Genomic DNA, 25,764 nt, shown 5'->3' on the forward strand with positions numbered 1-25,764 from the left:
CCGCGACTCTCATCGGTGCACCACGACTTTCGACGCGATCGCATACCGACCGAGAATCTGCTCCACGGCCCGCGCATCGGCGGCAGCGTCCAGTTCGACGGTCGCGCGGATCGAACCATCGTCGACGACCGCGGCAATACTGTGGACGCCCGGCACCTCAGCGAGGGCATCGCCGAGTTCACGCCGAGTCGCGTCGGCGCGCAACCCCAGTTTGTACGGTTTGCCGACGTCGGTGACCGGCAGCGCATCCAGGACGACAACGGATTTCGGCGCGGCGGCCCGCTCGGGTACCTGTTCGCTCGCCCAGGCCACCAGGTCTGCCTCGGTGGCGGTGGCGTCGGGGACGAGGGTGACGTAAGCGGCGGGTACTTCGCCGGAATGCACGTCGGGGCGGCCGACCGCGCCCGCGGAGGTTACCTGCGGGTGCGCCAGCAGTGCGTCTTCGATGATCGCTGGATCAATATTGTGGCCGCCTCGGATGATGAGGTCCTTGGCGCGGCCCTGCAGTTGGATGAATCCGTCGGCGTCGATGCGGGCCAGATCCCCGGTGTCGAGCCAGCCGTCAACCAGCTTCCCGAGCCCGTCCAGCACATAGCCGCTGTCGGTACGGCCGATGATGTAGCCAGCGAAAACCGTTGGGCCGCTGATGGTGAGCACACCGGCCGCGCCGGGCGCGAGATCCTCCCAGCCACCATCCGCGCGGACACGGACCACCTTGACGTGCTGGTACGGCATGCGCTGCCCCACCGCACCCGCCCGCGGCTGCCCCGGAAAGCTTCGTGCACTCGCGCAGGTCGCCTCGGTGAGGCCGTACCCCTCGACGAGGGTGACTCCGGTATGGGTTTGGAAGCTCTCCCGCACCGCGGACGGCAGCGGCGATGCACCGACCATCGCGTAGCGCAGGCTGGAGATATCGGCATCGACCGGGCATTGGGCCAAGACCGCGTACACGGTGGGCACCGCGCTCATCGCGGCGATGCGGTAGTGCTCGACGATATTCCAGAACTCGCCGTACAGGGCGAAGTCGCGGTAGCCGAGCGGTCCGGCCCAGACCACCGACTGCCCTTTGAACAGGGGCGCGAGCAGCGTGACAACCAGTGCGTTGACATGGAACAGCGGCAGCGCCGCGAACACCACCGCGTCCTCGTCGATCAGCGAATTGGCGGCGATCATCCAGGCGTTGGCGACTTCGCCCGCATGGGTGTGCGCGGCCAGCTTCGGCGTCCCCGTGGTGCCGCCGGTGTGGAACAGTGCCGCCAACTCCGTCGCGGTCGGCGGCTGCCCCGCAAAGGATGTCGGATCCTGCTGCGCTGCAAGCTCATCCAGATAGCCGATCCGGACTCCGTCGATCGCGGGCAGCGGGTCGGCGGGCGCCGATGCGGTCGGGCGCAGGACCAGCAGCGCGTCGACCAGCCCGTCGGCCGCCAGTTCCCGCGCGGATTCCCAAGTGTCCGTGGCGAGTTCGGGTCCGGCGGTGATCAATATCCTGGCACCGGAGCGGCGCAGCAATTCGGCGATGTGCTGCCGGGACAGGCCGCCGTTGATCGGCGCGGCGACACCGGCCAGTTCGGCGGCCAGCGTCCCCGGAATCAACTCGGCACAGTTGGGCGCGATGAGCGCGACCGCGGTACCGCGCCGAACACCGAGTTCGTGCAGCAGATTCGCATAGCGGTGGACGTCGGCGAGCAGTTCGCAATAGCTGCGCCGCACCGGTTCCCGCCAGCGCGCGGCCTCGGGCAGCATCGTGAGTGCGGTACGGTCCGGCCACAATGTCGCGGCCCGCGTCAGCAGGGCGTACGTCGATTCCGGCAGGCCGCGCTCGGCCAGTGGCACGGATTCGATATCGAGCAGGTCGCCGGGCGACTCGTAGCGCGGCCACAGCAGATTTCCGGTCACTACCTGCTCGGTCACCGCGCGTACCTCACGACGGTGCGCTGGCGGCCCAGATCGATCGCGCTGTCATCGGTGGCGATCGTGGCCTCCACCAGGTCACCGTCCTGCAGATACTTCGGATTCTTGGCCTGGCCCTGGAAGAACATCTTCCACTTGACCGCCGCTGGCAGCAGGTTGGCGATGAACTGCACCGCCTTGGGTGGCGCGCTGATCGCGGTGCCGACCGGAGTTCCGGTGAGCAGCAGATCGCCCGCATCCATTCGCTGGAATCGGGTCAGTTCACGCAGAGCCTCGACCGGCCGGTAGATCATATCGGCGACCGTCATGTCCTGGCGCATATCGCCATTGACCCACAGCCGCAGCCGCAGATCGGTGAACCGCTTCAGTTCATCGGCGTCGAGCAGCACCAGCGCCGGACCGACCGGAGTGAACGTCGGATACGACTTCGCCTCGTAGAACTGGGTTTTCGGCAACTGCACATCACGGGCGGAGACATCGTTGGTGACGACGAGTCCCGCGATATAGTCCGCGAGGTTGTCGGCGGTGATCTCGGTGCCGACCGGCATCTCACGACCGAAGACGAGCCCGATCTCCACCTCGTAGTCCAGCAACCGCACATGCGCGGGCCGCACCACGTCGTCATACGGACCACTGATCGAGCCGGATGCCTTCCGAAAGAAGGTCAGCGGCACGGTCTCCGGATCCATGCCCGAATCCTTCACGTGCGAAACGAAATTCGTCATCTGCGCCACCACCCGGCACGGCGCCGTGACCGGCGAGACGCGCGAAAGACTGTCGACGGCAACGAGATCGGAGCTCACGGCCGCGGCGGCGATGGCCTGACGGTCGGCCAGCAACGCACTGGTCGTGGTCGCCGCGGTGTCGATGCGAGCAGCACCGGCTGGCGTCCACACCCACCAGGCATCGGCGGTGCGTAGGACGGAGACACTCATGAATTGGCTACTTTCAACAGGCCGCGCAGGCGGCGAATATCGAATTCGTTGTCCGCACGCAGCGCGTCGACGACCGCGCGCAGCTCGCGCACCGATTCCCGGCCGGGAGCGATGCCGAGGAAGTCTTTGGTCGCGGGCGGCCCCCACTGGGCCAGCCCCGAGGCGCTCATCGGCGCCCAACCGGGCTCGAGTGTGCAGTCGAACATGTCGCCGTCACTGAAATGCTCGACCATGAACCCATCCGGATCGCGCCAATAGTCGAAGATCTGACTGCCCTGGATATGGCGACCGATCCCCCACGACCGGCGGTATCCGTGGTCGCGCAGATACTCACCGCCCGCGGCGAGCACATCGAGGTCGGCCACCTGGTAGGCCGAGTGGACGTACCGGTTGGACGGACCGAGCGTCAGCGCCAGCGTGTGGTGATCGGACGGAACCGCGCCCTGATCACAACGGATGAAGCTCATTACCGGCCCGCGCTCCCGCTGCCCCGGGTAGTAGAGGAAGTCGCTGACGATCAAACCCAGGTGTCGCAGGTACCAGTCGAGTGTTTCCCGATACTTGGTCGTCTGCACGACGACATGTCCGAGCCGCTGCACCAGGGCGGGCGCGCGCGGCGGCCGCTGCGTGCCGTTCACCCGCTCCGGCTTGTGCCCGAAGTTCAAGATGTGCGGCCGCTGCGCGGGTAGGGCATCCAGTACCTGCGTCTCGGCGACAACCCGGACCCGCAGGCCGCTGGGATCGGTCAAATCCACGACCAGTCCGCCCAGACTCTCGGTCAGCGGCAGCACCTCGCCACCGGCCGCTTCGGCCAAGCGCACCAGATCGGCGGCATCGGCTGCCTGGTACGCCGGACCGAGGAACCGCGAGCGGGTACCCCGGTGAATGCGCACGCAGGGCGATCCGGCATCGGTACCGCGCAGCCGCAACTCCTCGGCGGTGCGCAGCGCCGTCGTGAATCCGAATGCGCGAGCGAAGATTTCGGCGCCATCGAGGTCCGGCTTCTCGAACTCCAGCCAGGCCAGGTCGCGCACCTTCACGGTCGGATTCCGCACTCGCCCCGGATGCTCACCGGGCAGGGCGCCCTGTGCGCTGTGCAGACCCGCATGCGGGTCGTGCTGGTCCGTCATCGGCCACTCCCTTCTACTGACGATATCGTCACTCAAGAGGGTTGCGTCAGTCAATAGACTTTGAAGAATTCGTCAATACTGAGCCGGTGGGCTATGATGGGCGTCCGCAGATCTGGGGAGAGAGATGGCCGACAAGACTCGCGAAGAACCCAACCGCCTGGAACGCCGCAAGGCACGGACCCGCGCCGCGCTGGTCGCCGCGGCACAGTCGTTCATCGCGGCCGGGAAACTGAACGCGCCGATCCTGGAGATCACCCAGGCGGCCGACGTCGGCATGGGTTCGTTCTACAACCACTTCCAGAGCCGGGAGGAGTTGTTCCAGGCCGCGACCGAGGAGGCGCTCGACCGGCACGGCGCCGCGCTGGATCTGTTGTGCGAGAACCTGGACGATCCCGCGCAGATCTTCGCGCAGAGCTTCCGACTCACCGGTCGGCTGCACCGCCGCAATCCCACCCTCAGCAAGGTACTGCTCAGCAACGGACTGGCCTTGATCCGCTCGGACCGGGGTCTGGCCCCGCGGGCGGCTCGCGATATCGAGGCCGGGACCCGCGCGGGCCGATTTCGGGTTCAGGACGTCGAATTGGCCATGACCATCGTCGCGGGCGCCGCCATCTGCCTCGGCCAGTTACTGCACGACCAGGTCGACCGCGACGACGCCGAGGCCAGCGATCAGGTCACCGAGGATCTGCTGCGCATGTTCGGCCTACCTGCCGATGAAGCCCACGAGATCTGCCAGCGCCCACTGCCGTCCCTCGATGCGCTGCCGAAGACCGACACCGCCGCCTGACCACTCGTCCGCGACGTCGAGGCCGAGTGCATGCACCCGCTTGCCATGATCGGCGGCGCGCCGGTAGACCGTCTCCCGATCGGTGGCGTCAGCCGATGGCGTTGTCGATATGGGAGATGATCAGCGAGCAATCCTTGTCACCGCGACCGGAATCGACGAGCTGTTGCAGCTGGTCGCGCACGAGTTGGGCTGCGGGGAGTACGGTTTCGGTCGCTTCGGCGGCGGCCAGCGCCAGCCCGATGTCCTTATTGGCCAGTTCGGCGGTGAAGGTGGCGGCGAATCCGTTATTGGCAGCGGCGGTTTCGACAATGCCCGGCACCGGATACCAGGTGCGCAGCGCCCATGAATCCGCCGACGACACCGAGGCCACATTCCAGAACACCTGCGGGTCGAGGCCGAGCCGGTCGGCGAGCACCGCCCCCTCGGCGCAACCGGCCAGATTGATCAGCAACATCATGTTGTTGCAGATCTTGGCGGCCTGGCCGCTCGTTGCGCCGCCGGTGCGAATGATGTTGCCGCTCATGGGCTCGATCAGCGTCGCGGCGGCATCGACCGCGGCCGGTTCGCCACCGACCATAAAGGTGAGTGTGCCCGACGCGGCGCCACTGATGCCACCGGAGACGGGCGCGTCGACGAATCGGAAGCCGCGGTCGCGCGCCGTCTCGTGCAGGGTGCGGGCGGAGTCGATATCGATGGTGGAGCTGTCCACCAGCAACGTGGTCGGCGCCGCATGCGCGAGAACGCCGCCCTCGCCGAGATAGACCGCGCGGACATGCTCGCCCTTGGGCAGCATGGTGAATACCGCGTCGACATCGCGCACCGCCTCCGCCAGGGATACCGCGGGTTCGACGCCGCCCATCGCCGCCGCATCGGTGGCCGCGGGGTCCAGATCGAATCCGAGTACGGTGTGCCCGCCCTTGACGAGATTCGCGGTCATTCGACTTCCCATGTGCCCCAGGCCGATCCACCCGATAGTCGCCATAGCCGCGCTCCGTTTCTCGATGTGATGCGGACCACGTTACGAAACCCGTAGACCCGATATCAATGCAGTCACACGCCCGATTTCGCAGTCACGCACTGCATATTTGCAGGTTCAGTGTTGGAATCGGTCCATGACCCAGAGCGGTGCCGCACCAGGAATCCAGCCAAGCCCCGACGACCTCCTCGTCCTGCTCGCCGTCGCCCGCCTCGGCAGGTTCTCCGCGGCGGCCGCCGCGCTCGGCGTGAATTCGACCACCGCGTCCCGGCGCGTGGCGGCCCTGGAGAAGGCGGTCGGCGGCCGGTTACTGGTGCGCAGCCCGCGCGGCTGGGAACTGACCGAACTCGGGCGCGGGGCACTGGTGGTCGCCGAGGAGATCGAGAAGTCGATGCAGCAGCTGGCCACTCCTATGCAGACCCGCACGGACGGTATCGGCGGACTGGTGCGCATCGCCGCCTCGGATGCCTTCGTCGCCCGGTTCGCGGTGCCCGCGCTCGCGCGACTACAGCAGGCGCATCCGCGACTGTCGATCGAGCTCATCAGCGCCACCCAGCGAGTCCGGCAGAACCGGTCCGGGGTCGATTTGGAGATCGTGGTCGGCCAACCCGATGTGCACCGGGCGATCGCCGGGCACCTGACCGACTACCGCCTCGGCCTGTACGCCAGCCGGACCTACCTCGACCGGTACGGCGCACCGCGGCACCTCGCCGACCTCGCCGACCATCGGCTGATCTTCTACATCGAATCGTCACTGCAGGTGGACGAGCTCGACCGCGCGGCGAAACAGTTGCCGGAACCGGCCACCAGCCTGCGCTCCACCAGTGTCTTCGCCCATCTCGAGGCCGCCGCCGAGGGCGCGGGCGTCGCGATTCTGCCCGCCTACCTCGGCGACGGGCGCTCGGAATTGCGGCGTCTGCTGCGCACGGAGTTCGATTACCGAATTTCGTACTGGTCGGTGGCGCGCGAAGAATCCCTGCGCAGCAACGCGGTTCGGGCGGTGTTGGCCGCACTGCGCTCGGAGGTCGCCGACCGTGCCGCGGAACTGCAGGGCGTACCGGACTGATACCTGCCCCCGAGCACGCTGACTGTCACCGCCCATCAACGATTGGTCCGGGCGGTGCTGCCACCAGATGCCGCGGCGGCTGTATGCCAATCGAGAAGCCGCACCGGATGTCCACCGAGTCCGCGTCGGTGGGCATCGGCGTGTAGCCCGCTTGCGGCGACAATCCCCCGGCCTCGAGCCATCGCCGGGCTCAGCCTATGCTTGTTCGCATATCAACCATCTGTGCGCAATGCGCACATAAGGAGGTGTCTCGCGGCCAGCCCTGGTTGCGGCTGAGCGGATCGCGCGGTCGAAGAGCTGGCGGAACAGATCTGCGGACCAGCCGAATGCTCGGGTGAGCAGACGGTTTTCCACGATTTCGAATGAGGAGTGATATGGCCAGGATTGCGTCCTTGGCCGATGCGGTCGGTGAACTCGTCCGCGACGGCGATACGGTCGCGCTGGAGGGGTTCACGCATCTGATCCCGGTGGCCGCCGGACAGGAGATCATCCGGCAGCGCAGACGAGATCTGACGTTGGTGCGCATGACGCCGGATATCGTCTACGACCAGCTGATCGGGGCCGGTTGCGCGCGCAAACTGATCTTTTCCTGGGGCGGCAATCCCGGTGTCGGATCGTTGCACCGATTCCGCGATGCGGTGCAGCAGGCGTGGCCGACGGCGTTGGCGATCGAGGAGCACAGCCACGCGGGTATGGCCAACCGCTATGTCGCTGGTGCGTCCGGATTGCCGTTCGCGGTACTGCGCGGGTACGTCGGCACCGATCTGCCGACGGTCACCGACACCATCAAGCCGATCACCTGTCCGTTCACCGGTGAGCAGTTGACCGCCGTCCCGGCGATCAACCCGGATGTCACGGTCATCCACGCACAGCGCGCCGACCGTGCCGGAAATGTGCAGCTGTGGGGGCTGCTGGGGGTTCAGAAAGAGGCGGTGCTCGCCGCGCGACACAGCCTGATCACGGTCGAGGAGATCGTCGACGAGCTGACCCCGATGCCCGGTGCGATCGTGCTGCCCGCATGGGCGGTGACCACCGTCGCCGAGGTGCCCGGCGGCGCGCATCCGTCCTACGCGCAGAGCTACTCCGAACGCGACAACGCCTACTACGAAGCGTGGGACGCCATCAGCCGTGATCGCGACACCTTCACCCGCTGGCTCGACGAGCACGTGTACACCGCCACCACGGAGACACTATGACCGACACCGAAACCCCAACCACCCCAATGGAAGTGACGTACACCGCCGACGAAATGATGACAATCGCCGCCGCCCGTGCCCTGGGTGAGGGCAAGCGGTGCTTCGTCGGGATCGGACTGCCGTCGACGGCCGCCAATCTGGCACGCAATACCCACGCCCCCGATCTGGTGCTCATCTACGAATCCGGAACATTGGGTTCCAAGCCCGATCGGCTGCCCGCGTCCATTGGTGACGGTGTGCTCGCCGAGACGGCCGATGCCGTGATCAGCGTGCCCGAGGTGTTCAACTACTGGCTGCAGCCGGGCCGCATCGATATCGGTTTCCTCGGTGCTGCGCAACTCGACCGGTACGGCAATATCAACACCACCGTTATCGGCGATGACTACGCCGATCCGAAGGTTCGGCTGCCCGGAGCGGGCGGTGCGCCGGAGATCGCGGCCTCCTGCGGCGAGGTGTTCGTCGTCGTTCGCCAATCGCGGCGCTCCTTCGTCGAGCAGGTCGACTTCATCACCTCGTTCGGCCACGGCTGCGGAAACGGTGATCGCGCGCGGCTCGGACTGCGCGGGGCGGGCCCGACCCTGGTGATCACCGATCTCGGGGTTATGCGGCCCGATGACACCGGCGAACTGGTTCTCGTCGCCGTCCATCCGGGTGTCACCGTCGAGCAGGTCCGTGACGCCACCGGCTGGCGGCTGCGAGTCGCGCCCGAGCCAGCGGTCAGTACGCCGCCGTCGGCCACGGAACTAGCGACGCTACAGGCCCTGCGGGCGGCGTCATGAGCGGCGCATATCTCTACGACGGCATCCGCACGCCATTCGGCCGATACGGTGGGGCGCTGAGCGGCATCCGGCCCGACGACCTCGCCGCATATGTGCTGCGTGCACTCGCCGATCGCGCCGACCTGGATCCCGCGACCGTGGACGAGATCGTCTTCGGGGCCGCGAACCAGGCGGGCGAGGATAATCGGAATGTGGCACGCATGGCAGCGCTGCTGGCGGATTGGCCCACCTCGGTGCCCGGCACGACCGTGAACCGGCTGTGCGGGTCGAGCATGGACGCCACGATGCAGGCCGCCCGAATGATCGAAACCGGTGATGCCGCAACGGTTGTCGTCGGCGGTGTCGAATCGATGAGCCGCGCGCCCATGGTTGTGCCGAAGCCCGGCAAGGCATTTCCCGTCGGCAACGAAACACTGCATTCCACTACCTTGGGCTGGCGACTGGTGAATCCGGCGATGCCCGCGCAGTGGACGGTGTCCTTGGGTGAGAGCACCGAAATCCTCGCGGGCCGTTACGGCATCGAGCGCGCCGCGCAGGACGAGTTCGCCGCCCGCAGTCATCAGCTCACCGCGAAGGCCTGGGACAACGGTTTCTATGACGATCATGTCGTAGCCGTCCCCGGCACCGAACTGGCCCGCGACGAGTCGTTGCGGGCGCAGACGACGGTCGAGCGCCTGGCAGCGCTGAAGCCGTCGTTCCGTCCGGACGGCACCGTCACCGCCGGAAACGCCTCACCGTTGAACGACGGCGCCTGCGCGTTGCTGCTCGGCGACGAATCCCTGGCCGACCGACTCGGTCGCGCGCCGCTGGCCCGGATCGCGGGACGCGGTGCGGCCGGGGTGGATCCGGACGTCTTCGGCATCGGCCCGGTCGAGGCCGCGCGAATCGCCCTGCGGCGGGCCGGAATCGGCTGGGACGAGCTCGGCGCGGTCGAGTTGAACGAGGCCTTCGCCGCGCAATCGCTTGCCTGCCTTGCCGATTGGCCGGAGCTGGATCCTGGGATCGTCAATGTCAACGGCGGCGCGATCGCGATCGGCCACCCGCTCGGTGCATCCGGGGGCCGCGTCATCAACCAGCTCGCTCGCGAAATGCGGCGCGGCGGCAGCCGGTGGGGACTTGCTGCCTTGTGCATCGGCGTCGGCCAGGGGTTGGCCATTGTTCTGGAGGCGACATCATGAACATCCCCACACTGCCCGGCACATCTGGCCAGCGCCGGAGGCGATCAACGATCTGATTCTCACGCATCCGAAGGAGAACTCATGAACGAACGAGCCGATAACGGTATGGCGGTCCGGCGTGAAGTGCTCGGCGAGGCTCACGTCGACCGGGCTGTCGCCAGGACCACCGAATTCACCAGACCGTTCCAGGAATACCTCACCGAGGCGGTGTGGGGTTCGATCTGGACCCGCGAGGGCCTGGACCGACGCACCCGCAGCTGCGTTACCCTTGCGGTGCTCACCGCCCTCGGGCGGCACGAGGAAATCGCGATACATGTCCGCGCCGCGATCACCAACGGTCTCACCGCCGCCGAGATCGCCGAAGTTCTGCTGCACACCGGCGCCTACGCGGGCGTGCCCGCGGCCAATGCCGCATTCGCGATCGGGCAGCAGGTACTCGCCGAACTCGGGGATGACACCGCGCTGTAGCACCCTGTCGAGGAGGACGACGATGACGACCGGCGGTAACGACGACGACGGCCAGCGCGGCACCCATTACGTCCAGTCGCTCGAACGCGGCCTCGCGGTCATCAAGGCATTCGACGCCGAGAATCCGCACCTGACGCTCTCCGATGTCGCGCGCCTGACCGGACTCACCCGCGCCGCCGCGCGCCGGTTCCTACTGACCCTCGCCGATCTCGGCTATGTCCGCACCGACGGCAAACGCTTCTCGCTCACCGCCAAGGTGCTCGAACTGGGCTATTCGTATCTGTCCAGCATGACCCTGTCCGAGGTCGCGCAGCCGCACCTCGAACAGCTCTCCGCCGACGTGCACGAATCCAGTTCGGTATCGGTGCTCGACGGTCCGGATGTCGTCTACGTGGCCCGGGTCGCCGCATCCAGGATCATGACCGTCAGCATCACTATCGGCACACGTTTCCCCGCCCACGCCACCTCCATGGGCCATGTGCTGCTGGCCGGACTCTCGGCGGCCGAACTCGATGCCTATCTGGCGCGCACGCCACTGGTCCGGCTCACCGCGAACACCATCACCGATCAAGACGTCTTGCGCACCGCCGTGGAAAAGGTTCGCGCACAGGGCTATTCCATCGTCGATCAGGAGTTGGAGGAAGGTCTGCGGTCGGTTGCCGCCCCCGTGCGCGACCGGACGGCTGTGATCGCCGCGATCAACATTTCGACGCACGCCTCCCGCCGCAGCATCGAATCCATTCGGGCCGAGCTGATTCCGCGCCTGCAGATGGCCGCCCAGTGCATCGAACGGGACCTCACCGCCGCCAAGCCGATCACCCGACTCGGCTGACCTGCCCGGTTTCCATCCGGCCTGCGACCGCGTCACGCTGCGGGCAGCTTCTCCAGCGCCGCCCGGATCACATAGAGGAACCAGCTCTGGGCCGCCGACCGCCCGGTACAGACCGCCACCTCCACCGGCTGGCGACGACCATGCTGCACTCGATCGACGGCGCGTCCTCGTTCGACCTCGAACAGCAACGCGGGGAACTCGCGATGCGCACCGGATCCCACCGCGGCGCAGTCTATTTCGCCGAGGGCTACACCGGATGCCGGCCGTCGGCGGAGTAGCTGTCACGCAGTTGCTCTGTCGCGCGCGTCAGCATTCGAGCCGCGCGATCGGGGGGCATGCCCGGACCGGGACGGGCCAGCACTTCGGCCGGGTCGTGGACGTCGCCGCAGGTGGCGCAGATGGTGCGCTGGCTGATGGGGCCGCCGCAGGCGGCGTGGGTGTAATTGATCGGGGGGCCGTCGGGGGCCATCCATCGGTCACCCCATTCGGTGAGCGCCAGGAGGACCGGGACCAGTTCGCGGCCCTTGGCGGTCAGTAGGTACTCGTAGAGATCCGGATTCTCGGCATATCTGCTGCGCTCCATGATTCCGGCGTCGACCAGGCCGTCGAGGCGGGACCCGAGGATATTCGTCGCGATGCCGAGGTGCGTGCGGAAGTCGTTGTAGCGGGTCGTGCCCGCGAACAGGGCGTTGCGGACGATCAGCAGACTCCACCGCTCGCCGACCATCTCGAGGGCGCGCGCGGCCGAGCACACCTCGGAGTCATAGGTCTTGCCCAGCATGCGAACCAGCCTACTCGAGGGCGCTTGCATGATGAAACTGCGCATGTTAGCGTCGATCCATAACATTCAACCTAATGGTTGAATATCAGTCTTCTCGACACGCGAAACAGGAGAAAACGATGACCAGTCAGAGCTTCACCACCACGATTTCGGTGGACCGGACAGCGGAGGAAGTCTTCAACGCCGTCACCGACGTCCGCGGCTGGTGGTCGCGGGCTGTCGAAGGTGGTACCGAACGGTCCGGCGACGAATTCGTCTTCACCGTCCCCGGCATCCACCGGAGCGAGATGAGGTTGACCGAGGTCGTGCCCAATAAGAAGGTGGTCTGGCTCGCCGTCGACAATCGCCTCGAATTCGTCGAGGACAAGACCGAATGGAACGGCACCGAGATCCACTTCGACATCTCGGAAAAGAACGGCAAGACCGAACTCCGCTTCACCCATATCGGTCTGGTCCCCGAATTCGAATGCTTCGACGCCTGTTCGACCGGCTGGAGCTTCTACATCAACGAAAGCCTGCGTGACCTGATCACCACCGGCACCGGCCAGCCGAGCGAGTTTCCGGATGAGGTCGCCTTGCGCCGGGCGGCGCAGTAAGCCCTTCCCGGCGAAGCCGAGCGGATCAGCGTCCGACCGGATCGAGAGCGGCGCGGGCGGCGGCGCGGGCACGCTCCGGGTCGGATGTGGCCAGGACCGCGGCGGCGGCGCGGCGGCAGTCGTCGAGGGTGACCTCGGACAGCGCGGCACCGACCGCGGCGACGGCGGCACCGGCGGCGGAAAGCGAGCGAATGCCGAATCCGGCCAGGACACAAGCCAATAGCGGGTCGGCCGCGGCTTCACCGCAGACACCGACCGGCTTACCCGCGCTGGTACCGGCGGTCGCGGTGCGCGCGACCAGCGCAAGCACCGCGGGCTGCCACGGATCGGTGAGGGCCGCGAGTTCGGCGGACATGCGATCGGCGGCCATGGTGTATTGCGCGAGGTCGTTGGTGCCGATCGAGAGGAAGTCGACGTGTTCCAGGATAGCCTCGGCCAGTAGCGCGGCCGCGGGCACCTCGATCATGACGCCCGGCACCAGTCCACGCGCCCGCACCGCGGCGGCGAACGACTTCGCTTCGGCCGCAGTGGAAATCATCGGGGCCATCACCCATGGCGTGGGTATGCGATCCGCAGCGGCGCTGGCGATCGCGTCGAGCTGCCGATCCAGGATTCCGCTGTCGCGGGCGGCAATGCGGATGCCGCGCACACCCAAGGCCGGATTCGCCTCGTCCGGATGGTCGGCGAAGCGCAGTGGCTTATCCGATCCGGCGTCGAGGGTGCGGATCACCACCTTCGACCCGGCGTAGACGTCGAAAACATCGCGATAGATATCCGCTTGTTCGGCGACGCTCGGCTCGGATTCGTGGTCCAGGAAACACAATTCGGTGCGGAACAGGCCGATGCCCTCGGCCGGGTGCGATCGCGCGGCGCGGGCTCCGGCCGCGTCCTGGACATTGACGAGAATCTCGACCGGGTGGCCATCGGAGGTAGCACCGGGGCCGGTCCAGGCCGCCGTGCGCGACTCCCGTCTGCGATATTCGGCGACGGCGCGGGCAGCGGTTTCCGGGTCCGGGCCGACGGCGACCGATCCGGCCGAACCGTCGATCAATACCTGAACTCCGGCGGGCACGTCGTCGAGTCCGGCGATCGCGACGACACACGGGATGCCGAGTTGGCGGGCGATGATCGCGGTGTGGCTGGTGGGTCCGCCGCGCGAGGTGGCAAGGCCGACAATGAGATTCGGGTCGAGTCCGGCGGTATCGGCCGGGGCGAGGTCGTCGGCGAGCAGGATGGAGGGCCGCTGCGGTGTCGGAATACCCGGTTCGGGCGCCCCGGCCAACTCGGCCACCACGCGGTCGCAGACATCGCGGAGATCGGTGACGCGTTCGGCCATCAGCCCACCGAGCTTGGTGAACACCTCGGCGAACTGATCGGTCGCGGCGATCGCCGCCGCCGCGGCGGGACTGCCCGCAGCGATCGATATCTCCGCGACACCGAGCCAACCGCGATCGGCGGCCATTGCGGCATTCGCGGACAGCACCTCTGCGGCCGCACCACTCGCATGGGTGGCGCGCTCGCGCAATCGATCGGCGACCGCCGCTGTCGCGGCCAGGAAGGCTTCGCGTTCGGATGCCCGATCGGACTCGGCGACGGGCTCCGACCGGAGATCCGGACGGAGCCGCGGCGCCGGGCGCACCGCGGGTGCGGCGGCGATTCCGGGCACCGCCGGGGTTCCGCGCAGCGTCAATGCCCCCTGAGATATGCGCGTGACCTGCGGCGGTCCGGACATTCGATTCCTCCTCCACGTCGATGTCGAGTGAGTGCGACCGATTACTCACCTCGGCGCGACGTGATCCAGACTACTCAAATCCTTGACAAAACAACATAGACGGGCATAAAACAACATAAACAAACATTGCCATCGGAGGATCGGATGTACGCAGAGGAGCGCCAGCAAGCCATCGCCGCCCTGGTCGGGCAACGCGGGCGCGTATCGGTTGCCGATCTTGCCGAGCAATACGGGGTCACCACCGAGACCGTGCGCCGCGACCTGGCCGTCCTCGATCGCATGGGGTTGATCCGCCGGGTGCACGGCGGCGCGGTGCCCGCCGCGGCGCTCACCGCGATCGAACTCGGCACTACCGAGCGCGAACACTCCCACGCCGCAGAAAAGGACCGCATCGCCAAGGCGGCCCTGGATTATCTGCCCCCGACCGGCGGCAGCGCGCTCTTCGACGCCGGAACCACCACCGCGCGCATAGCCGCCGCCCTGCCCGCCGACCGGGAACTCGTGGCCGTGACGAATTCCGTACCGATCGCGGCCCGGCTCAGTGGGCACGGCGGAGTGCGGCTGCACCTGATCGGCGGCCGGGTGCGCGGGGTCACGCAGGCCTCGGTCGGCGCCGAGGCGCTGCGTGTGCTCGGCGAACTCCGGGTCGATGTGGCCTTCATCGGCACCAACGCACTGACTATCGGCCACGGACTGTCCACCCCAGATCCCGACGAGGCGGCGGTGAAGCGCGCGATGATCGCCAGCGCCCACCGCGTCGTGGTGGTCGCCGACGCCACCAAGGTCGGCCGGGAGGATCTGCTCAGCTTCGGCTCGGTCGACGATTTCGACGTGCTGGTCACCGATACCGGACTGCTCCCTTCGGTGCACAACGAACTCACCGAATACGGCATCGAGGTGGTGACCGCATGATCGTCACCCTCACCGCGAACCCGAGCATCGACCGCACCGTCAGCCTGCCCGAGCCAGTGCGGCGCGGCGCCGTGCACCGGGCCGAGACCGTGCTGTCGCAGCCCGGCGGCAAGGGGATCAATGTGTCCAGGGTGATCGCCGCCGCCGGGATGGACACCGTCGCGGTGCTGCCCGGCAATGATGGTGATCCCCTGCTGCGCATGCTCACCGACGCCGCCATCGACCATCGCGCGGTGCCGTGCGCCGCATCGGCGCGCACCAATCTCACCGTCGCCGAACGCGACGGCACCACCACCAAGATCAATGAGCCCGGCGCCGCACTGTCCGCCGAATGCCTTGCCGCACTGGCGGATCAACTGGATGAACTCTCCGAGCGAGCCAGCTGGGTTGTGCTGTCCGGTTCCTTGCCACCCGCGGTCCCCACCGATTGGTACGCGTATCTGCTGCATCGGCTGCGCGGCACCCGCATCGCCGTCGACACCTCCGACGCTCCCCTGCTCGCCCTCGCCGCCGAGCTGGAATCGGCCGCGCCGCAACTACTCAAGCCGAATATCGACGAGCTGGCTCAACTCACCCGAAGCGCCCCGGCCGAACTGGAGGATCCCGTCGCCGCCGCGCGCGCGGCGGGCACGCTGGTCGCGCGCGGCGTCGATGCCGTACTGGCGACGCTCGGCGCGGCCGGAGCCGTGCTGGTCACCGCGGATGGCGCCTGGCATGCCGCCGCGCCCGCCATCACCCCCCGCAGCACCGTCGGCGCGGGCGACTCCGCACTGGCCGGATATCTCCTCGCCGATCTCGAAGGCCAGGCCGCGCCGGATCGGCTGCGCCGCGCCGTCGCCTATGGCAGCGCGGCCGCCGCGCTGCCCGGTACCGGGCTGCCCGGCTCACATCACACCGACCCCCGCGCCGTGGCTGTCACGACGTTGTACGCACCCACCCCGACCGCCGTCTCCACCACATCTCTGCACAGTCGTTGAAGGACAACCGTGATGGCCCACCCGACCACTCCCCACGTTTCGATCATCAGCACCGACCTGATCAGCCTCGACACCGACCTCGGCGCCACCAAGGAAGCGGTCATCGCGACGCTCGCCCAACGGCTCACCGAAAACGGACGCGCGACCGACGTCGACGCACTACGCGATGCCACACTGGCGCGTGAATCGCAGTCCGCGACGGGACTTCCCGGCGGCATCGCCATCCCGCACTGCCGCAATGCGGCCGTCACCAGCGCCTCGCTCGGATTCGCACGCCTCGAACCGCCGGTGGATTTCGGTGCGCCCGATGGACCTGCCGATCTCGTATTCCTCATCGCCGCGCCGGAAAGTGCGGGCGCCGAGCATATGAAACTGCTCTCCGGTCTCGCCCGCGCACTCGTCCGACCGGAGTTCGTCGGCGCGCTGCGAGCCGCCGCGACACCCGACGCAGTCGTCGACCTCGTCACGAATGTGCTCGCGCAGCCGCCCGCCATGACGCCCAAAACTTCCGCGCCCGAACCGGTTTCGACCAGCGCATCCGGACAGTCGGACGGTATGCCAGCGCGCGAATCGGCGGTGAACGGCACGCGGGAACCGGTGTCGAACGAATCCCCGCCCCACACCGCAGCCGACCTCGCCCCGACAACCTCTGCACCCCAACGTGTTTCGAACGACGAGGCGAATACGGTGGCCGCTCGATCGATCGTCGCCGTCACGGCCTGCCCGACCGGCATCGCCCACACCTATATGGCCGCCGATTCACTCGTCGCGGCCGGTGACCGCGCGGGCGTCACGGTGCATGTCGAGACGCAGGGCTCCAGTGGCAGCACCCCGCTGCACCCCGACATCATCGCCACCGCGAGCGCGGTCATCTTCGCCGCCGATGTCGGGGTGCGCGGCCGGGAACGGTTCGCGGGTAAACCCGTCATCGAGTCCGGGGTCAAACGCGCGATCAACGAACCCGACACCATGGTCGCCGACGCGCTGCGCGCCGCACTGGACCCGACGGCGGCGACCGTCGCGGGATCGGCACGCTCCGCCGCCGATTCGGCCCCTGCCGCACTCGGCTGGGGCGCCCGGCTACGCCAGATCCTGCTCACCGGCGTCAGCTACATGATCCCGTTCGTCGCCGCGGGCGGTCTGCTCATCGCGCTCGGCTTCCTGTTCGGCGGCTACGAAATCGCCGATCACGCCAAAACCATCGTGCTCGACAACTCGCTGACCGCCCTGCCCGACGGCGGTCTGCCGACCTACCTCGGCGCGGTACTGTTCCAGCTGGGTTCGCTCGCGTTCGGCTTCCTGGTACCGGCGCTCGCCGGTTACATCGCCTTCGCCATCGCCGACCGCCCCGGTCTCGCACCGGGATTCACCGCCGGTGCGGTGGCCGTATTCGTCGGCGCCGGATTCCTCGGCGGCCTCGTCGGCGGTCTGGTCGCCGGATTCGCCGCGCTCTGGGTGGCGAAACTGCCTGCACCACAGTGGGCCCGTGGACTCAAGCCGGTCGTGGTCATCCCGCTGTTCGCCTCGCTCATTGTCGGCGCGCTGATGTTCATCGTCCTCGGCAAGCCGCTCGCCGCGATCACCAGTGGACTCACCAACTGGCTCAATAGCCTGACCGGCACCTCCGCCCTGGCACTCGGCATCATCCTCGGCCTGATGATGTGTTTCGACCTCGGCGGCCCGGTCAATAAGGCGGCCTACTCCTTCGCCGTCGCCGGGCTGTCGGTCACCGATCCCGCGTCATTGCGCATTATGGCCGCCGTCATGGCGGCGGGCATGGTCCCGCCGCTGGCGATGGCCCTCGCGTCGAGCTTGCGCCCCCGCCTTTTCACCACCGCCGAACGCGAAAATGGCAAGGCCGCATGGCTTCTCGGTGCCTCCTTCATCTCCGAAGGCGCCATTCCCTTCGCCGCCGCCGATCCACTGCGGGTGATTCCCTCGATGATGGCCGGTGGCGCGGTCACCGGTGCGCTGATCATGGCGACCGGAACCACGCTCAGAGCACCGCACGGCGGCATCTTCGTCTTCTTCGCCGTCGGCCACATCGTCTGGTTCCTCGCCGCACTCGCCGCGGGCACCGCCGTCGCCGCACTCTGCGTCACCGCGGCCAAGGAGTTCATCGAACCACGCACCGACCTCGCCACCGCCTGATCCGAAACTCGTTCGTACCCAAGGAGAACCGCTCTCATGGCCAGCACAACCGTCACCGTTGCCTCCACCATCGGCCTGCACGCCCGCCCCGCCAATATCATCGCCGATACGGTCACCGATGCCGGAGCGCAAGTGACGCTGGCACTCGTCGGCGGCGAACCCGTCGATGCCGGATCTGCGCTCATGATCATGACCCTCGGTGCCGCCAACGGCACCGACGTCGTCGTCACCAGCGACGACCCACACGCACTCGAACTCGTGGCGAAACTCGTCGCCACCGACCTCGACGCCTGATCGAGACCGAGTTCCAGAACCGCACAACGACAATGCCCGCGCTCCGGTGAGCGCGGGCATTGCGGCAATTAGCCGCGCTATTGCCGATCAGCCGACATCGCGGCGCAGCCAGGTAACCTCCGCACCGGATTCGGTGCCGTAGCGGTAGATTTCGAGGTCTTCGTCCCAGGGGGTGCCAAGGGCGCGGTCGAGTTCGGCGGCCAGGTCGTAGCCGGTGTAATTGCCGAGTTCGCGGTTGGCCTGCAGCATGGCGCGCAGGCGCATTTCGCCGATGGTGACATCGCCGTTGGCGGAGGTGGCGCCGTGCCAGAGGCCGAGCGTGGGGACGAAGCTGTAGCGTTCGCCGTCCACACCGTCGCTGGGGTCCTCGGTGACCTCGAAGCGCAGAACATTCCACGACCGCAAGGATTGGGCAATTCGCGATGCGGTACCCACCGGGCCGATCCAGTCGGTGGTCGCACGGAGTTGACCGTCGGCGGGTTGGGCGGTCCAGCGCAATTTCGCGGGCGAGCCGAGGGCAGAGGTGAGTGCCCATTCGATATGCGGGCACAGCGCGGCTGGCGATGAGTGGATATAGACCACACCCGCCGTCGCGTCCGCGAACTGACTCGATGCGCGCACCACTGACACCTCCAGCTTCGACGAGGAACGTCTTCCCCAACGACCCGTCGAACCTGGCGTTGCCCGAGTGTACTCAAGTGTCGCGAGTTACACATGTTACTTCGGAGGCGTGTCCGATCTGTTACTTCGGAACAGAGTTCCGAGCGAGGATCGCCTCGGCGATCACCGCATCGGAAAAGACGGGCCAAGCCTCCCGTGCCCAGTCGCCGAAATTCTCGTCGCTCAAAGTGAGACTCGCCACCCCTATTTCGGGATCGACCCACAGAAATGTGCCGGACTGCCCGAAATGGCCATAGGTACCTGCGGAATTCGCCCCGCCGGTCCAATGCGGCGATTTTCCGTCCCGAATCTCGAATCCCAGCCCCCAGTCGTTGGGACGCTGCGATCCGTAACCGGGCAGCACACCGTTGAGCCCGGGAAACTGGACCGAAGTGGCCGCGGCATGCGTCGGCGCCGAAATCAACTGGGGATTCAGCAGTTCCGCGACGAAGCGGACCAGGTCCGCTGCGGTGGACCGGCCCGCATGCCCGGCCGGACCGGCCAGCACCGAGGCCGTCATGCCCAGCGGCTCGAATACGGCCTCCCGCAAGTACTCCGGGAAGGCGATACCCGTCTGCTCCGCGACGAAGGCCGCGAGTAGCTCGAAACCCGCACTGGAATAGATCCGTCGCGTACCAGGGGCGGCGAGGATGTCGGTGGTATCGAAGGCGATGCCAGAGGTATGCGCCAGCAGATGCCGGACGGTAGCTCCCGGCGGGCCCGCGGGCTGATCGAGCTCGATCGCGCCCTCCTCCACCGCGACCAGCACCGCGTAGGCGACCAGCGGCTTGGTCACCGAGGCGAGCGGGAAGACCCGCTGCACATCGCCCGCCGTCTGCGCGCCGTCCCGGGTGACGACACCCGCCGCGGCATGCCGAACCGGCCAGTCCTTGATCTGCTCGAGTGAACGCACGAATCGAGCCTACGAGACGCCGGCACCGCGCTGGTCCGCACCTTCCTCGCACGGAACTCGGTACCGCCGGTACCATCAACTGATCATGAGCACACAGCCGACGATCCACGGCGAGGTGGCGGCCGGATTCGGCCCTGTCGCCGACGCCTTCCGCCGCAACTTCGCCCAGCACGGTGAAATCGGCGCCGCCGTGACCGTTTACGCGGGTGACCGACCGGTGGTGGATCTGTGGGCAGGCCATCGCGACCGCCACGCGACACTGCCCTGGCAGCGCAACACGATCGTTCCGGTCTTCTCCTCGACCAAAGGCATGGCCGCCTTCGTGGTCGCCCGCGCGGTGTCGCAGGGGCTACTGGACTACGAGGAGCCGGTCGCGAAGTACTGGCCGGAGTTCGCCGCGCACGGCAAGGACGCGGTCACGGTGCGTCAGCTGATCGATCATCAGGCCGGACTGTCCGGGCTGGACAGCGTGGTACGACTGCCGCAGATCGCCGATCTCGACGGTCTCGCAACGATTCTCGCGGCCCAGCGGCCTGCGTGGCGGCCGGGCACGCGACACGGTTATCACGCGATCACCCTCGGCCTGTACCAGGGCGAGTTGGTGCGGCGCGTCGATCCCGAACACCGGACGCTCGGCCGGATCTTCGCCGAGGAGATCGCGAAACCGCTCGGTCTGGATTTCTTCATCGGTCTGCCCGCCGAGCAGAGCATGGACCGGATCGCCACCCTGGCCGCCACCGAGGGCCTGGATATCCTGCGCTACGAGCGCGATATTCCGATGCGGATCGGCGCCGAGATCTTCGCCAAACGCGGGCTTTCCCATGCGGCGCTGACCAATCCGCGCATCGGCGCGCCGGTGCGCGCGAGCAGGCGCGAACTCCTCGAACTCGAGATGCCGGGTTCCAACGGCGTCGGCAATGCCCGGTCGCTGGCCAAGGCGTACGGCGCGGCGGCCGGTCGCACCGGCGCGCTCCCGATCGACGACTGGGTGCTCGATCGGCTCGCCGCCCCCGCCGCCGACGATGTACCCGCCGATGATCTGGTGCTGCACACCAAGTCCCGCTACCACCTCGGCTTCCGCAAATCCCGCGGCTCGTTCCGCTTCGGCTCGGACAAACGCGCCTACGGCACCACCGGCCTCGGCGGCTCCTTCGGATTCGCCGATCCGACAACCGGACTCGGCTTCGGCTACGCGATGAACCGCCTCGGCCTCGCCGTCCTCGACGACGTCCGCAGCCGCAACCTCCGCGAGGCCATGCTCCGCTGCACCGCCTGACGCCGTGCTGCCGGCCAGGCTGCCGGGCGTTTCTCGAGGACCTGCCTCATTCTCGAGGGTAAGCACTTGGTTGGGCATGCCACCCGACCCTTCGGTGGAGTGAGCGTCGCCGAGCAGCTTTGTCCGTCGTCCAATCGGCTGCCGAGCTCCGCTCCCCTCGCGGGGAGCGGAGCGGGCGTCACAGTCGGCTGCCGTTGACTACCAGTGTCACGTCGATGTTGTCGCGCGTGGCGTTGGAGATCCGCGAGCTGTTGACCGGACCCAAACGGTTCGGCGACTTGCAGGCCAGCCTGCGCGGCCTCGGCACCGGCCTACTCGCAGCCCGCCTGAAACATCTGGAACACGAAGGACTCGCCCACAAGATCACACTCCCGCCGCCCGCCCGTACGCCCGCCTACGCCCTCACCCGTGCAGGCGAGGAACTCGGCCCAGCGATCCTCGCGCTCGCCCGGTGGGGCCTGAAGTGGGCAATGGGCGAACCCCGTGCGACCGAGACATTCCACCCGGGCTGGGCGGTGCTCGGCCTACGGGCCTGCTTCGACCCCGACGCCGCCACCGGATTGCACGCCGTCTACGAGTTCCACATCGACGACGAGGTCTTCCACGCCCGCATCCACGACAAAACAATCGAGGCACTACACGGACCTGCCCAGCACCCCGACGCGACCATCACCATCAGCACGTCCGCATTCCTCCGCGTGACCGGCCAGAACCTCACCTTCGCCGATGCAATCGAGATCGGCGACGCGTCGGCATCCGGAGACAGCACGGCCCTGCGTAGGCTGACGGGCCTGTTCCGGCTGCCAACCCCACATGACCGCAACACCGACCAGACCTCGTCCTGATCACGCTCCGGAAATCCAGACCCCGCTCCCGTCAACGCAACCCGGCCAACCGCGCCCTCGAAAATTGCGGACAATCGCGGTCAGAGATCCTACGCAAAGCCATCGAGTAGATGCTGGGCGTTGGTGGCGTAGCGGATGGCGGTCGGTTCGGCCAAGCCCACCCGCAGCGCAGCCGCACCCGGCAGCGCCACCGACAACTACGGCGCGTTCCGACGGAAACAACCGGGCGGGCAAGGGGACGTTGAAAGTTCCGCTCGGCAAGCCGGTTCCGTACGAGCCGATCACGCGGATCGCGACCAGGCTCGCCGAGCGGTGACGCGATGGTTTACCAGTCGGCCTCGGTGTACTTGATGATGCCGCGGATGTTCTTGCCGTCCAGCATGTCCTGGTAGCCCTGGTTGATCTCCTCCAGCGAGTACTGGCGGGTCACCATATCGTCGAGGTTCAGCTGGCCCGACTTGTACAGCGAAAGCAGATGCGGTGCGTCCTGGCGGGCGTTGCCGCCGCCGAAGATGCAGCCCTTGACCGTCTTCTGCAGCATGGACAGCAGGAAGCTGTTCAGCTTGACGTCGCTCTCGTCCATCCGCCCCATGGAGGTGACGACCAGGGTGCCCGCCTTCGCGGTGAGGATCAGCCCCTCCTCGATGTACTCGCCGTGCATCTCACCCATGGTGAGAATGACCTTCTGCGCCATCCGGCCCTCGGTGGCGTCCAGCAGCGGCATGATTGCGGCGGCCATGCTCTCGTAGGTGTGCGTCGCGCCGAACTTCTGCGCTTGCTCGCGCTTCCACGGGTTCGGGTCGATTGCGACGACCTTGGACGCACCGGAGAGCACCGCGCCCTGCAGCGCGCTCATGCCGACGCCGCCGATGCCCGCGATCACCACGGTCTCGCCGGGCTTGACCTCGGCGACGTGCGTGGAGGAGCCGAAGCCGGTGGGGACGCCGCAGCCGACGAGGCAGGCGACCTCGAAGGGGATGCTCGGGTCGATCTTGACCACCGAGGTGTGGTGCACCGTCATATACGGCGCGAAGGTGCCGAGCAGGCACATCGGAATGACATTCTCACCACGCGCCTGGATGCGGTAGGTGCCGTCGCTGATGGCCTGCCCCATCAGCAGTCCGGCGCCCAGGTCGCACAGCGCCATATTGCCGCTCACGCACGCCGGACAGCGCCCGCACGCGGGAATGAACGACAGGATCACGTGATCGCCGACCTGCAGGTCGGCGGGGCAGTTCGGCCCGAGCTTGGTGATCACGCCCGCGCCCTCGTGGCCGCCCATGACGGGGAACGCCGGCATCGGTGTCGCACCGGTCACGATGTGGTGATCCGAGTGGCACATACCGGCGGTCTCCATCCGGATCTGGACCTCACCGGATACCGGATCGCCGACCTCGATCTCCTCCACCGACCACGGCTGGTCGATCCCCCACAGGATCGCGCCTTTCGTCTTCATTCCTGCCGACCTCTCGCATGCACGGGCTTCATATGACTGCACCCACAGTACGAGAAAACTGGAACGCGTTCTAGTACCGGATCGAAAATTCGTCCACAAGGATTGGTGAGACCACCGAACGAGTTCCAGTTCCAGCCGGTCCCGCGCCCGCTCGGTTCCGATATTGCCCGACTTCAGCCGCGCACGTCATGCACATGGTGGATTACGTCGTGGATGAAGTAGGCCGCCAGGGATTCGACGGTGAAGACCGAGCCGTCGCTGCGCCGCACCTGATTGCCGAGGCGGGCGCTGGGTACCGATTCGAAGGCGCGCGCGACCGCCTCGGCGGCGTCGGTGAGTTCCGTGGCGACCTTGCCCGGATCCTGCTCGTCGTATCGATCGGCGATGGCCGTCACGTCCTGATCCCAGTTCGAGAACACCGGGATGCCGTCGGCGGTCTCGGTGGCGCCGAGCCCCTTCGCATCGAAGCCGGGGACCTGCGGATCCACCGCGTCGGTGCGCGCCGCAATGGCCGTGCGGTAGGTGAAGATGCGGCAGACGTCGCGGACATGGGCGGCGTATTCGAGTGCCGACCAGGTCGAGCCGTCCGGGCGCGCGGCGGCGTCGGGCCGCGCGAGGGTTGCCGACAGGCGGCCCGCATATTGACGGGCCAACCCGGGCACGGCCACATAGGTAGTGGACTCCGGGTCGAATCCGCATTCGGGACAGGAGCGTTCGAGAACCCAGGTCCAGTTCTTCACGTCAGGAACGATTGCCATGCGACAACCCTAAATTGGCTGGATATATTCAGCGATACATATTCAGCCAGTCATCGACAAGATCCCGACAGGTGACCATGGCGAACCGGTCCGATCACTCCATCAATCCCTGCGCCCGCTCGAAGAGCTCCAGCGTGATGGCGTGCAGGAAGTCACCGACCTGCTTGGGCGCCTTCCCCGCGAATGCGCGAGCGTGCGTGCCCTCCAACACAATTCCCAACTTGAAGCAGGCCAGCACCGTGTACCACGTGGCGTTGCTCAGGTCACGGTCGGAGAACTTGCCGTAGTGCGCGATCATCTCCTCCGGTGTGGGCAGACCGCCGACGGCGCCGAGCTTGCCGATCAGCGCCGCACCGGTGGTGCCGGGTTCCGGTCGGGTCGCGATCTGCCAGCCCAGGTCGAGCAGCGGATCGCCGATGGTCGACATCTCCCAGTCCACCATCGCGGCCACTTCCGGACCGTCGTAGGAGAACATCATGTTGGCCAGGTGGCAGTCCCCGTGCAGGATGCCGGGGGTCCATTGCGCGGGCCGATTCCGATCCAGCCACTCCCCGACCTGCCGCACACCGGGAATTTCCGGGCCCGGATAACCGTCGTTGGCCGAATACGACTCGAGTTCGCCGAGCCAGCGCGGCACCTGACGTTCCAGGAAGCCCTCCGGCTTGCCGTAGTCCTGCAGGCCGAGCGCCTGATAGTCGAGTGCGCCGAGACGGGCGATGGCCTCCACCGCGGACAGTCCCATCTGCCGCCGGATCTCCGGATCGCCCGCATGCAGTTGCGGCAACTCGTTCTGCGGGTTGAACCCGGTTATGGGCTCCATCAGGTAGAAGACCGCGCCGAGCACCGATTCGTCCGGGCAGGCGGCGATCACCTTCGGGGCGCGCACCCCGGTGCCGTCGAGCGCGCCGAGCAGTCTGGCCTCGCGGCGGATGACGTCATTGCTCTTGGCACGCAGATGCCGCGGGCCGCGGCGCAACACATAGTCGCGGCCACCGCGGGCGAAGCGCAGCATGATGTTCTGCGTGCCACCGCCGAGCGAGGTCACATTGTCGAATTCACCGACTGGCAGACCCTGCTCATCCATCCATTTACCGACGACCGCGAAGTCGACCAGGTCTCGATCCACATCGACCGGTTGCGCAACAGACATGCCCC

Annotated in this window: 26 protein-coding genes; 14 read left to right on the top strand and 12 right to left on the bottom strand. The window is 67.3% G+C overall.

Features of this window, described 5'->3' with window-relative positions:
• Window positions 1-9: 9 nt before the first annotated feature.
• Genes ACQP1G_RS33545 through ACQP1G_RS33555 form a run of 3 tightly spaced genes read right to left on the bottom strand, consistent with a single transcriptional unit; the run spans window position 10 to window position 3,976 of the window.
• Window positions 10-1,896 carry an acyl-CoA synthetase gene (locus ACQP1G_RS33545; RefSeq protein WP_433209060.1) on the bottom strand — a complete coding sequence of 629 codons (1,887 nt, stop codon included), beginning with the start codon at window positions 1,894-1,896 and terminating at the stop codon, window positions 10-12.
• Between the two features lie 11 nt (window positions 1,897-1,907).
• Window positions 1,908-2,846, bottom strand: a complete 939-nt coding sequence (locus ACQP1G_RS33550; protein WP_433193693.1) for a fumarylacetoacetate hydrolase family protein — start codon at window positions 2,844-2,846, stop codon at window positions 1,908-1,910.
• The gene (locus ACQP1G_RS33555; protein WP_433193694.1) at window positions 2,843-3,976 is read right to left on the bottom strand and encodes a VOC family protein; all 1,134 of its coding nucleotides are present in this window, start codon (window positions 3,974-3,976) and stop codon (window positions 2,843-2,845) included. The genes ACQP1G_RS33550 and ACQP1G_RS33555 overlap by 4 nt, the downstream gene beginning before the upstream one ends.
• 124 nt (window positions 3,977-4,100) lie before the next feature.
• Here ACQP1G_RS33555 and ACQP1G_RS33560 point away from each other — a divergent pair, with 124 nt between their 5' ends.
• On the top strand, window positions 4,101-4,763 hold the full coding sequence (locus ACQP1G_RS33560) for a TetR/AcrR family transcriptional regulator (protein ID WP_433193695.1): 663 nt from the start codon (window positions 4,101-4,103) through the stop codon (window positions 4,761-4,763).
• A gap of 88 nt (window positions 4,764-4,851) precedes the next feature.
• Here the strand turns inward: ACQP1G_RS33560 and mmsB are convergent, their stop codons facing one another.
• Window positions 4,852-5,745 carry a 3-hydroxyisobutyrate dehydrogenase gene (mmsB, locus tag ACQP1G_RS33565; protein WP_433193696.1) on the bottom strand — a complete coding sequence of 298 codons (894 nt, stop codon included), beginning with the start codon at window positions 5,743-5,745 and terminating at the stop codon, window positions 4,852-4,854.
• A 130-nt stretch (window positions 5,746-5,875) separates the two neighbouring features.
• Between mmsB and ACQP1G_RS33570 the strand changes: the two genes are divergently transcribed.
• The 6 genes from ACQP1G_RS33570 (at window position 5,876) to ACQP1G_RS33595 (ending at window position 11,258) form a co-directional block, all read left to right on the top strand.
• Entirely contained in the window at window positions 5,876-6,805 is a 930-nt protein-coding gene (locus ACQP1G_RS33570) for a LysR family transcriptional regulator (RefSeq protein WP_433193697.1), read from the top strand.
• A 374-nt stretch (window positions 6,806-7,179) separates the two neighbouring features.
• The gene (locus ACQP1G_RS33575; protein ID WP_433193698.1) at window positions 7,180-8,001 is read left to right on the top strand and encodes a CoA transferase subunit A; all 822 of its coding nucleotides are present in this window, start codon (window positions 7,180-7,182) and stop codon (window positions 7,999-8,001) included.
• Window positions 7,998-8,780, top strand: coding sequence for a CoA-transferase subunit beta (locus ACQP1G_RS33580; RefSeq protein WP_433193699.1), 783 nt, complete (start codon window positions 7,998-8,000; stop codon window positions 8,778-8,780). The genes ACQP1G_RS33575 and ACQP1G_RS33580 overlap by 4 nt, the downstream gene beginning before the upstream one ends.
• Entirely contained in the window at window positions 8,777-9,958 is a 1,182-nt protein-coding gene (locus ACQP1G_RS33585) for a thiolase family protein (protein ID WP_433193700.1), read from the top strand. The genes ACQP1G_RS33580 and ACQP1G_RS33585 overlap by 4 nt, the downstream gene beginning before the upstream one ends.
• 81 nt (window positions 9,959-10,039) lie before the next feature.
• Entirely contained in the window at window positions 10,040-10,426 is a 387-nt protein-coding gene (pcaC, locus tag ACQP1G_RS33590) for a 4-carboxymuconolactone decarboxylase (protein ID WP_433193701.1), read from the top strand.
• Window positions 10,427-10,448: 22 nt separating this feature from the next.
• Window positions 10,449-11,258, top strand: coding sequence for an IclR family transcriptional regulator domain-containing protein (locus tag ACQP1G_RS33595; protein ID WP_433193702.1), 810 nt, complete (start codon window positions 10,449-10,451; stop codon window positions 11,256-11,258).
• Between the two features lie 32 nt (window positions 11,259-11,290).
• Here the strand turns inward: ACQP1G_RS33595 and ACQP1G_RS33600 are convergent, their stop codons facing one another.
• Both ACQP1G_RS33600 and ACQP1G_RS33605 read right to left on the bottom strand, forming a co-directional pair.
• Entirely contained in the window at window positions 11,291-11,479 is a 189-nt protein-coding gene (locus ACQP1G_RS33600) for a hypothetical protein (RefSeq protein ID WP_433193703.1), read from the bottom strand.
• Between the two features lie 26 nt (window positions 11,480-11,505).
• Window positions 11,506-12,039 carry a winged helix-turn-helix transcriptional regulator gene (locus tag ACQP1G_RS33605; protein WP_433193704.1) on the bottom strand — a complete coding sequence of 178 codons (534 nt, stop codon included), beginning with the start codon at window positions 12,037-12,039 and terminating at the stop codon, window positions 11,506-11,508.
• Between the two features lie 119 nt (window positions 12,040-12,158).
• Between ACQP1G_RS33605 and ACQP1G_RS33610 the strand changes: the two genes are divergently transcribed.
• Window positions 12,159-12,635 carry an SRPBCC family protein gene (locus ACQP1G_RS33610; protein WP_433193705.1) on the top strand — a complete coding sequence of 159 codons (477 nt, stop codon included), beginning with the start codon at window positions 12,159-12,161 and terminating at the stop codon, window positions 12,633-12,635.
• Between the two features lie 25 nt (window positions 12,636-12,660).
• Here ACQP1G_RS33610 and ACQP1G_RS33615 read toward each other — a convergent pair whose 3' ends face one another.
• Window positions 12,661-14,367: a putative PEP-binding protein gene (locus tag ACQP1G_RS33615; RefSeq protein WP_433193706.1), complete on the bottom strand. Its 1,707-nt coding sequence runs from the start codon at window positions 14,365-14,367 to the stop codon at window positions 12,661-12,663.
• Window positions 14,368-14,511: 144 nt separating this feature from the next.
• Here ACQP1G_RS33615 and ACQP1G_RS33620 point away from each other — a divergent pair, with 144 nt between their 5' ends.
• Genes ACQP1G_RS33620 through ACQP1G_RS33635 form a run of 4 tightly spaced genes read left to right on the top strand, consistent with a single transcriptional unit; the run spans window position 14,512 to window position 18,701 of the window.
• Complete coding sequence (locus ACQP1G_RS33620) at window positions 14,512-15,279, top strand: DeoR/GlpR family DNA-binding transcription regulator (RefSeq protein ID WP_433193707.1); 768 nt, start codon at window positions 14,512-14,514, stop codon at window positions 15,277-15,279.
• Entirely contained in the window at window positions 15,276-16,256 is a 981-nt protein-coding gene (locus ACQP1G_RS33625) for a 1-phosphofructokinase family hexose kinase (protein WP_433193708.1), read from the top strand. Before ACQP1G_RS33620 ends, ACQP1G_RS33625 begins: the two co-directional genes overlap by 4 nt.
• Window positions 16,257-16,268: 12 nt before the next feature.
• Window positions 16,269-18,407, top strand: coding sequence for a PTS fructose transporter subunit IIABC (locus tag ACQP1G_RS33630; protein ID WP_433193709.1), 2,139 nt, complete (start codon window positions 16,269-16,271; stop codon window positions 18,405-18,407).
• A gap of 36 nt (window positions 18,408-18,443) precedes the next feature.
• Window positions 18,444-18,701 carry an HPr family phosphocarrier protein gene (locus ACQP1G_RS33635; protein ID WP_433193710.1) on the top strand — a complete coding sequence of 86 codons (258 nt, stop codon included), beginning with the start codon at window positions 18,444-18,446 and terminating at the stop codon, window positions 18,699-18,701.
• An 87-nt stretch (window positions 18,702-18,788) separates the two neighbouring features.
• On the opposite strand, the gene ACQP1G_RS33640 is transcribed toward ACQP1G_RS33635, so the two are convergent.
• Both ACQP1G_RS33640 and ACQP1G_RS33645 read right to left on the bottom strand, forming a co-directional pair.
• On the bottom strand, window positions 18,789-19,322 hold the full coding sequence (locus ACQP1G_RS33640) for a DUF3145 domain-containing protein (protein ID WP_433193711.1): 534 nt from the start codon (window positions 19,320-19,322) through the stop codon (window positions 18,789-18,791).
• A 121-nt stretch (window positions 19,323-19,443) separates the two neighbouring features.
• Window positions 19,444-20,274 carry a serine hydrolase domain-containing protein gene (locus ACQP1G_RS33645; protein ID WP_433193712.1) on the bottom strand — a complete coding sequence of 277 codons (831 nt, stop codon included), beginning with the start codon at window positions 20,272-20,274 and terminating at the stop codon, window positions 19,444-19,446.
• Window positions 20,275-20,359: 85 nt separating this feature from the next.
• On the opposite strand from ACQP1G_RS33645, the gene ACQP1G_RS33650 reads away from it, so the two are divergent.
• Both ACQP1G_RS33650 and ACQP1G_RS33655 read left to right on the top strand, forming a co-directional pair.
• Window positions 20,360-21,550 carry a serine hydrolase domain-containing protein gene (locus ACQP1G_RS33650; RefSeq protein ID WP_433193713.1) on the top strand — a complete coding sequence of 397 codons (1,191 nt, stop codon included), beginning with the start codon at window positions 20,360-20,362 and terminating at the stop codon, window positions 21,548-21,550.
• A 215-nt stretch (window positions 21,551-21,765) separates the two neighbouring features.
• Window positions 21,766-22,395, top strand: coding sequence for a winged helix-turn-helix transcriptional regulator (locus ACQP1G_RS33655; protein ID WP_433193714.1), 630 nt, complete (start codon window positions 21,766-21,768; stop codon window positions 22,393-22,395).
• A 325-nt stretch (window positions 22,396-22,720) separates the two neighbouring features.
• Here the strand turns inward: ACQP1G_RS33655 and ACQP1G_RS33660 are convergent, their stop codons facing one another.
• From ACQP1G_RS33660 to ACQP1G_RS33670, 3 genes are all read right to left on the bottom strand, one after another.
• Complete coding sequence (locus ACQP1G_RS33660) at window positions 22,721-23,851, bottom strand: NDMA-dependent alcohol dehydrogenase (protein ID WP_433193715.1); 1,131 nt, start codon at window positions 23,849-23,851, stop codon at window positions 22,721-22,723.
• A gap of 173 nt (window positions 23,852-24,024) precedes the next feature.
• On the bottom strand, window positions 24,025-24,609 hold the full coding sequence (locus ACQP1G_RS33665) for a DinB family protein (protein WP_433193716.1): 585 nt from the start codon (window positions 24,607-24,609) through the stop codon (window positions 24,025-24,027).
• Window positions 24,610-24,703: 94 nt separating this feature from the next.
• Window positions 24,704-25,759 (bottom strand): phosphotransferase family protein, encoded by a 1,056-nt coding sequence (locus ACQP1G_RS33670; RefSeq protein WP_433193717.1) that lies wholly within the window; start codon window positions 25,757-25,759, stop codon window positions 24,704-24,706.
• Between the last annotated feature and the right edge of the window lie 5 nt (window positions 25,760-25,764).

The sequence above is a fragment of the Nocardia sp. CA-107356 genome (assembly GCF_050946365.1).
Taxonomy (GTDB): Bacteria; Actinomycetota; Actinomycetes; order Mycobacteriales; family Mycobacteriaceae; genus Nocardia.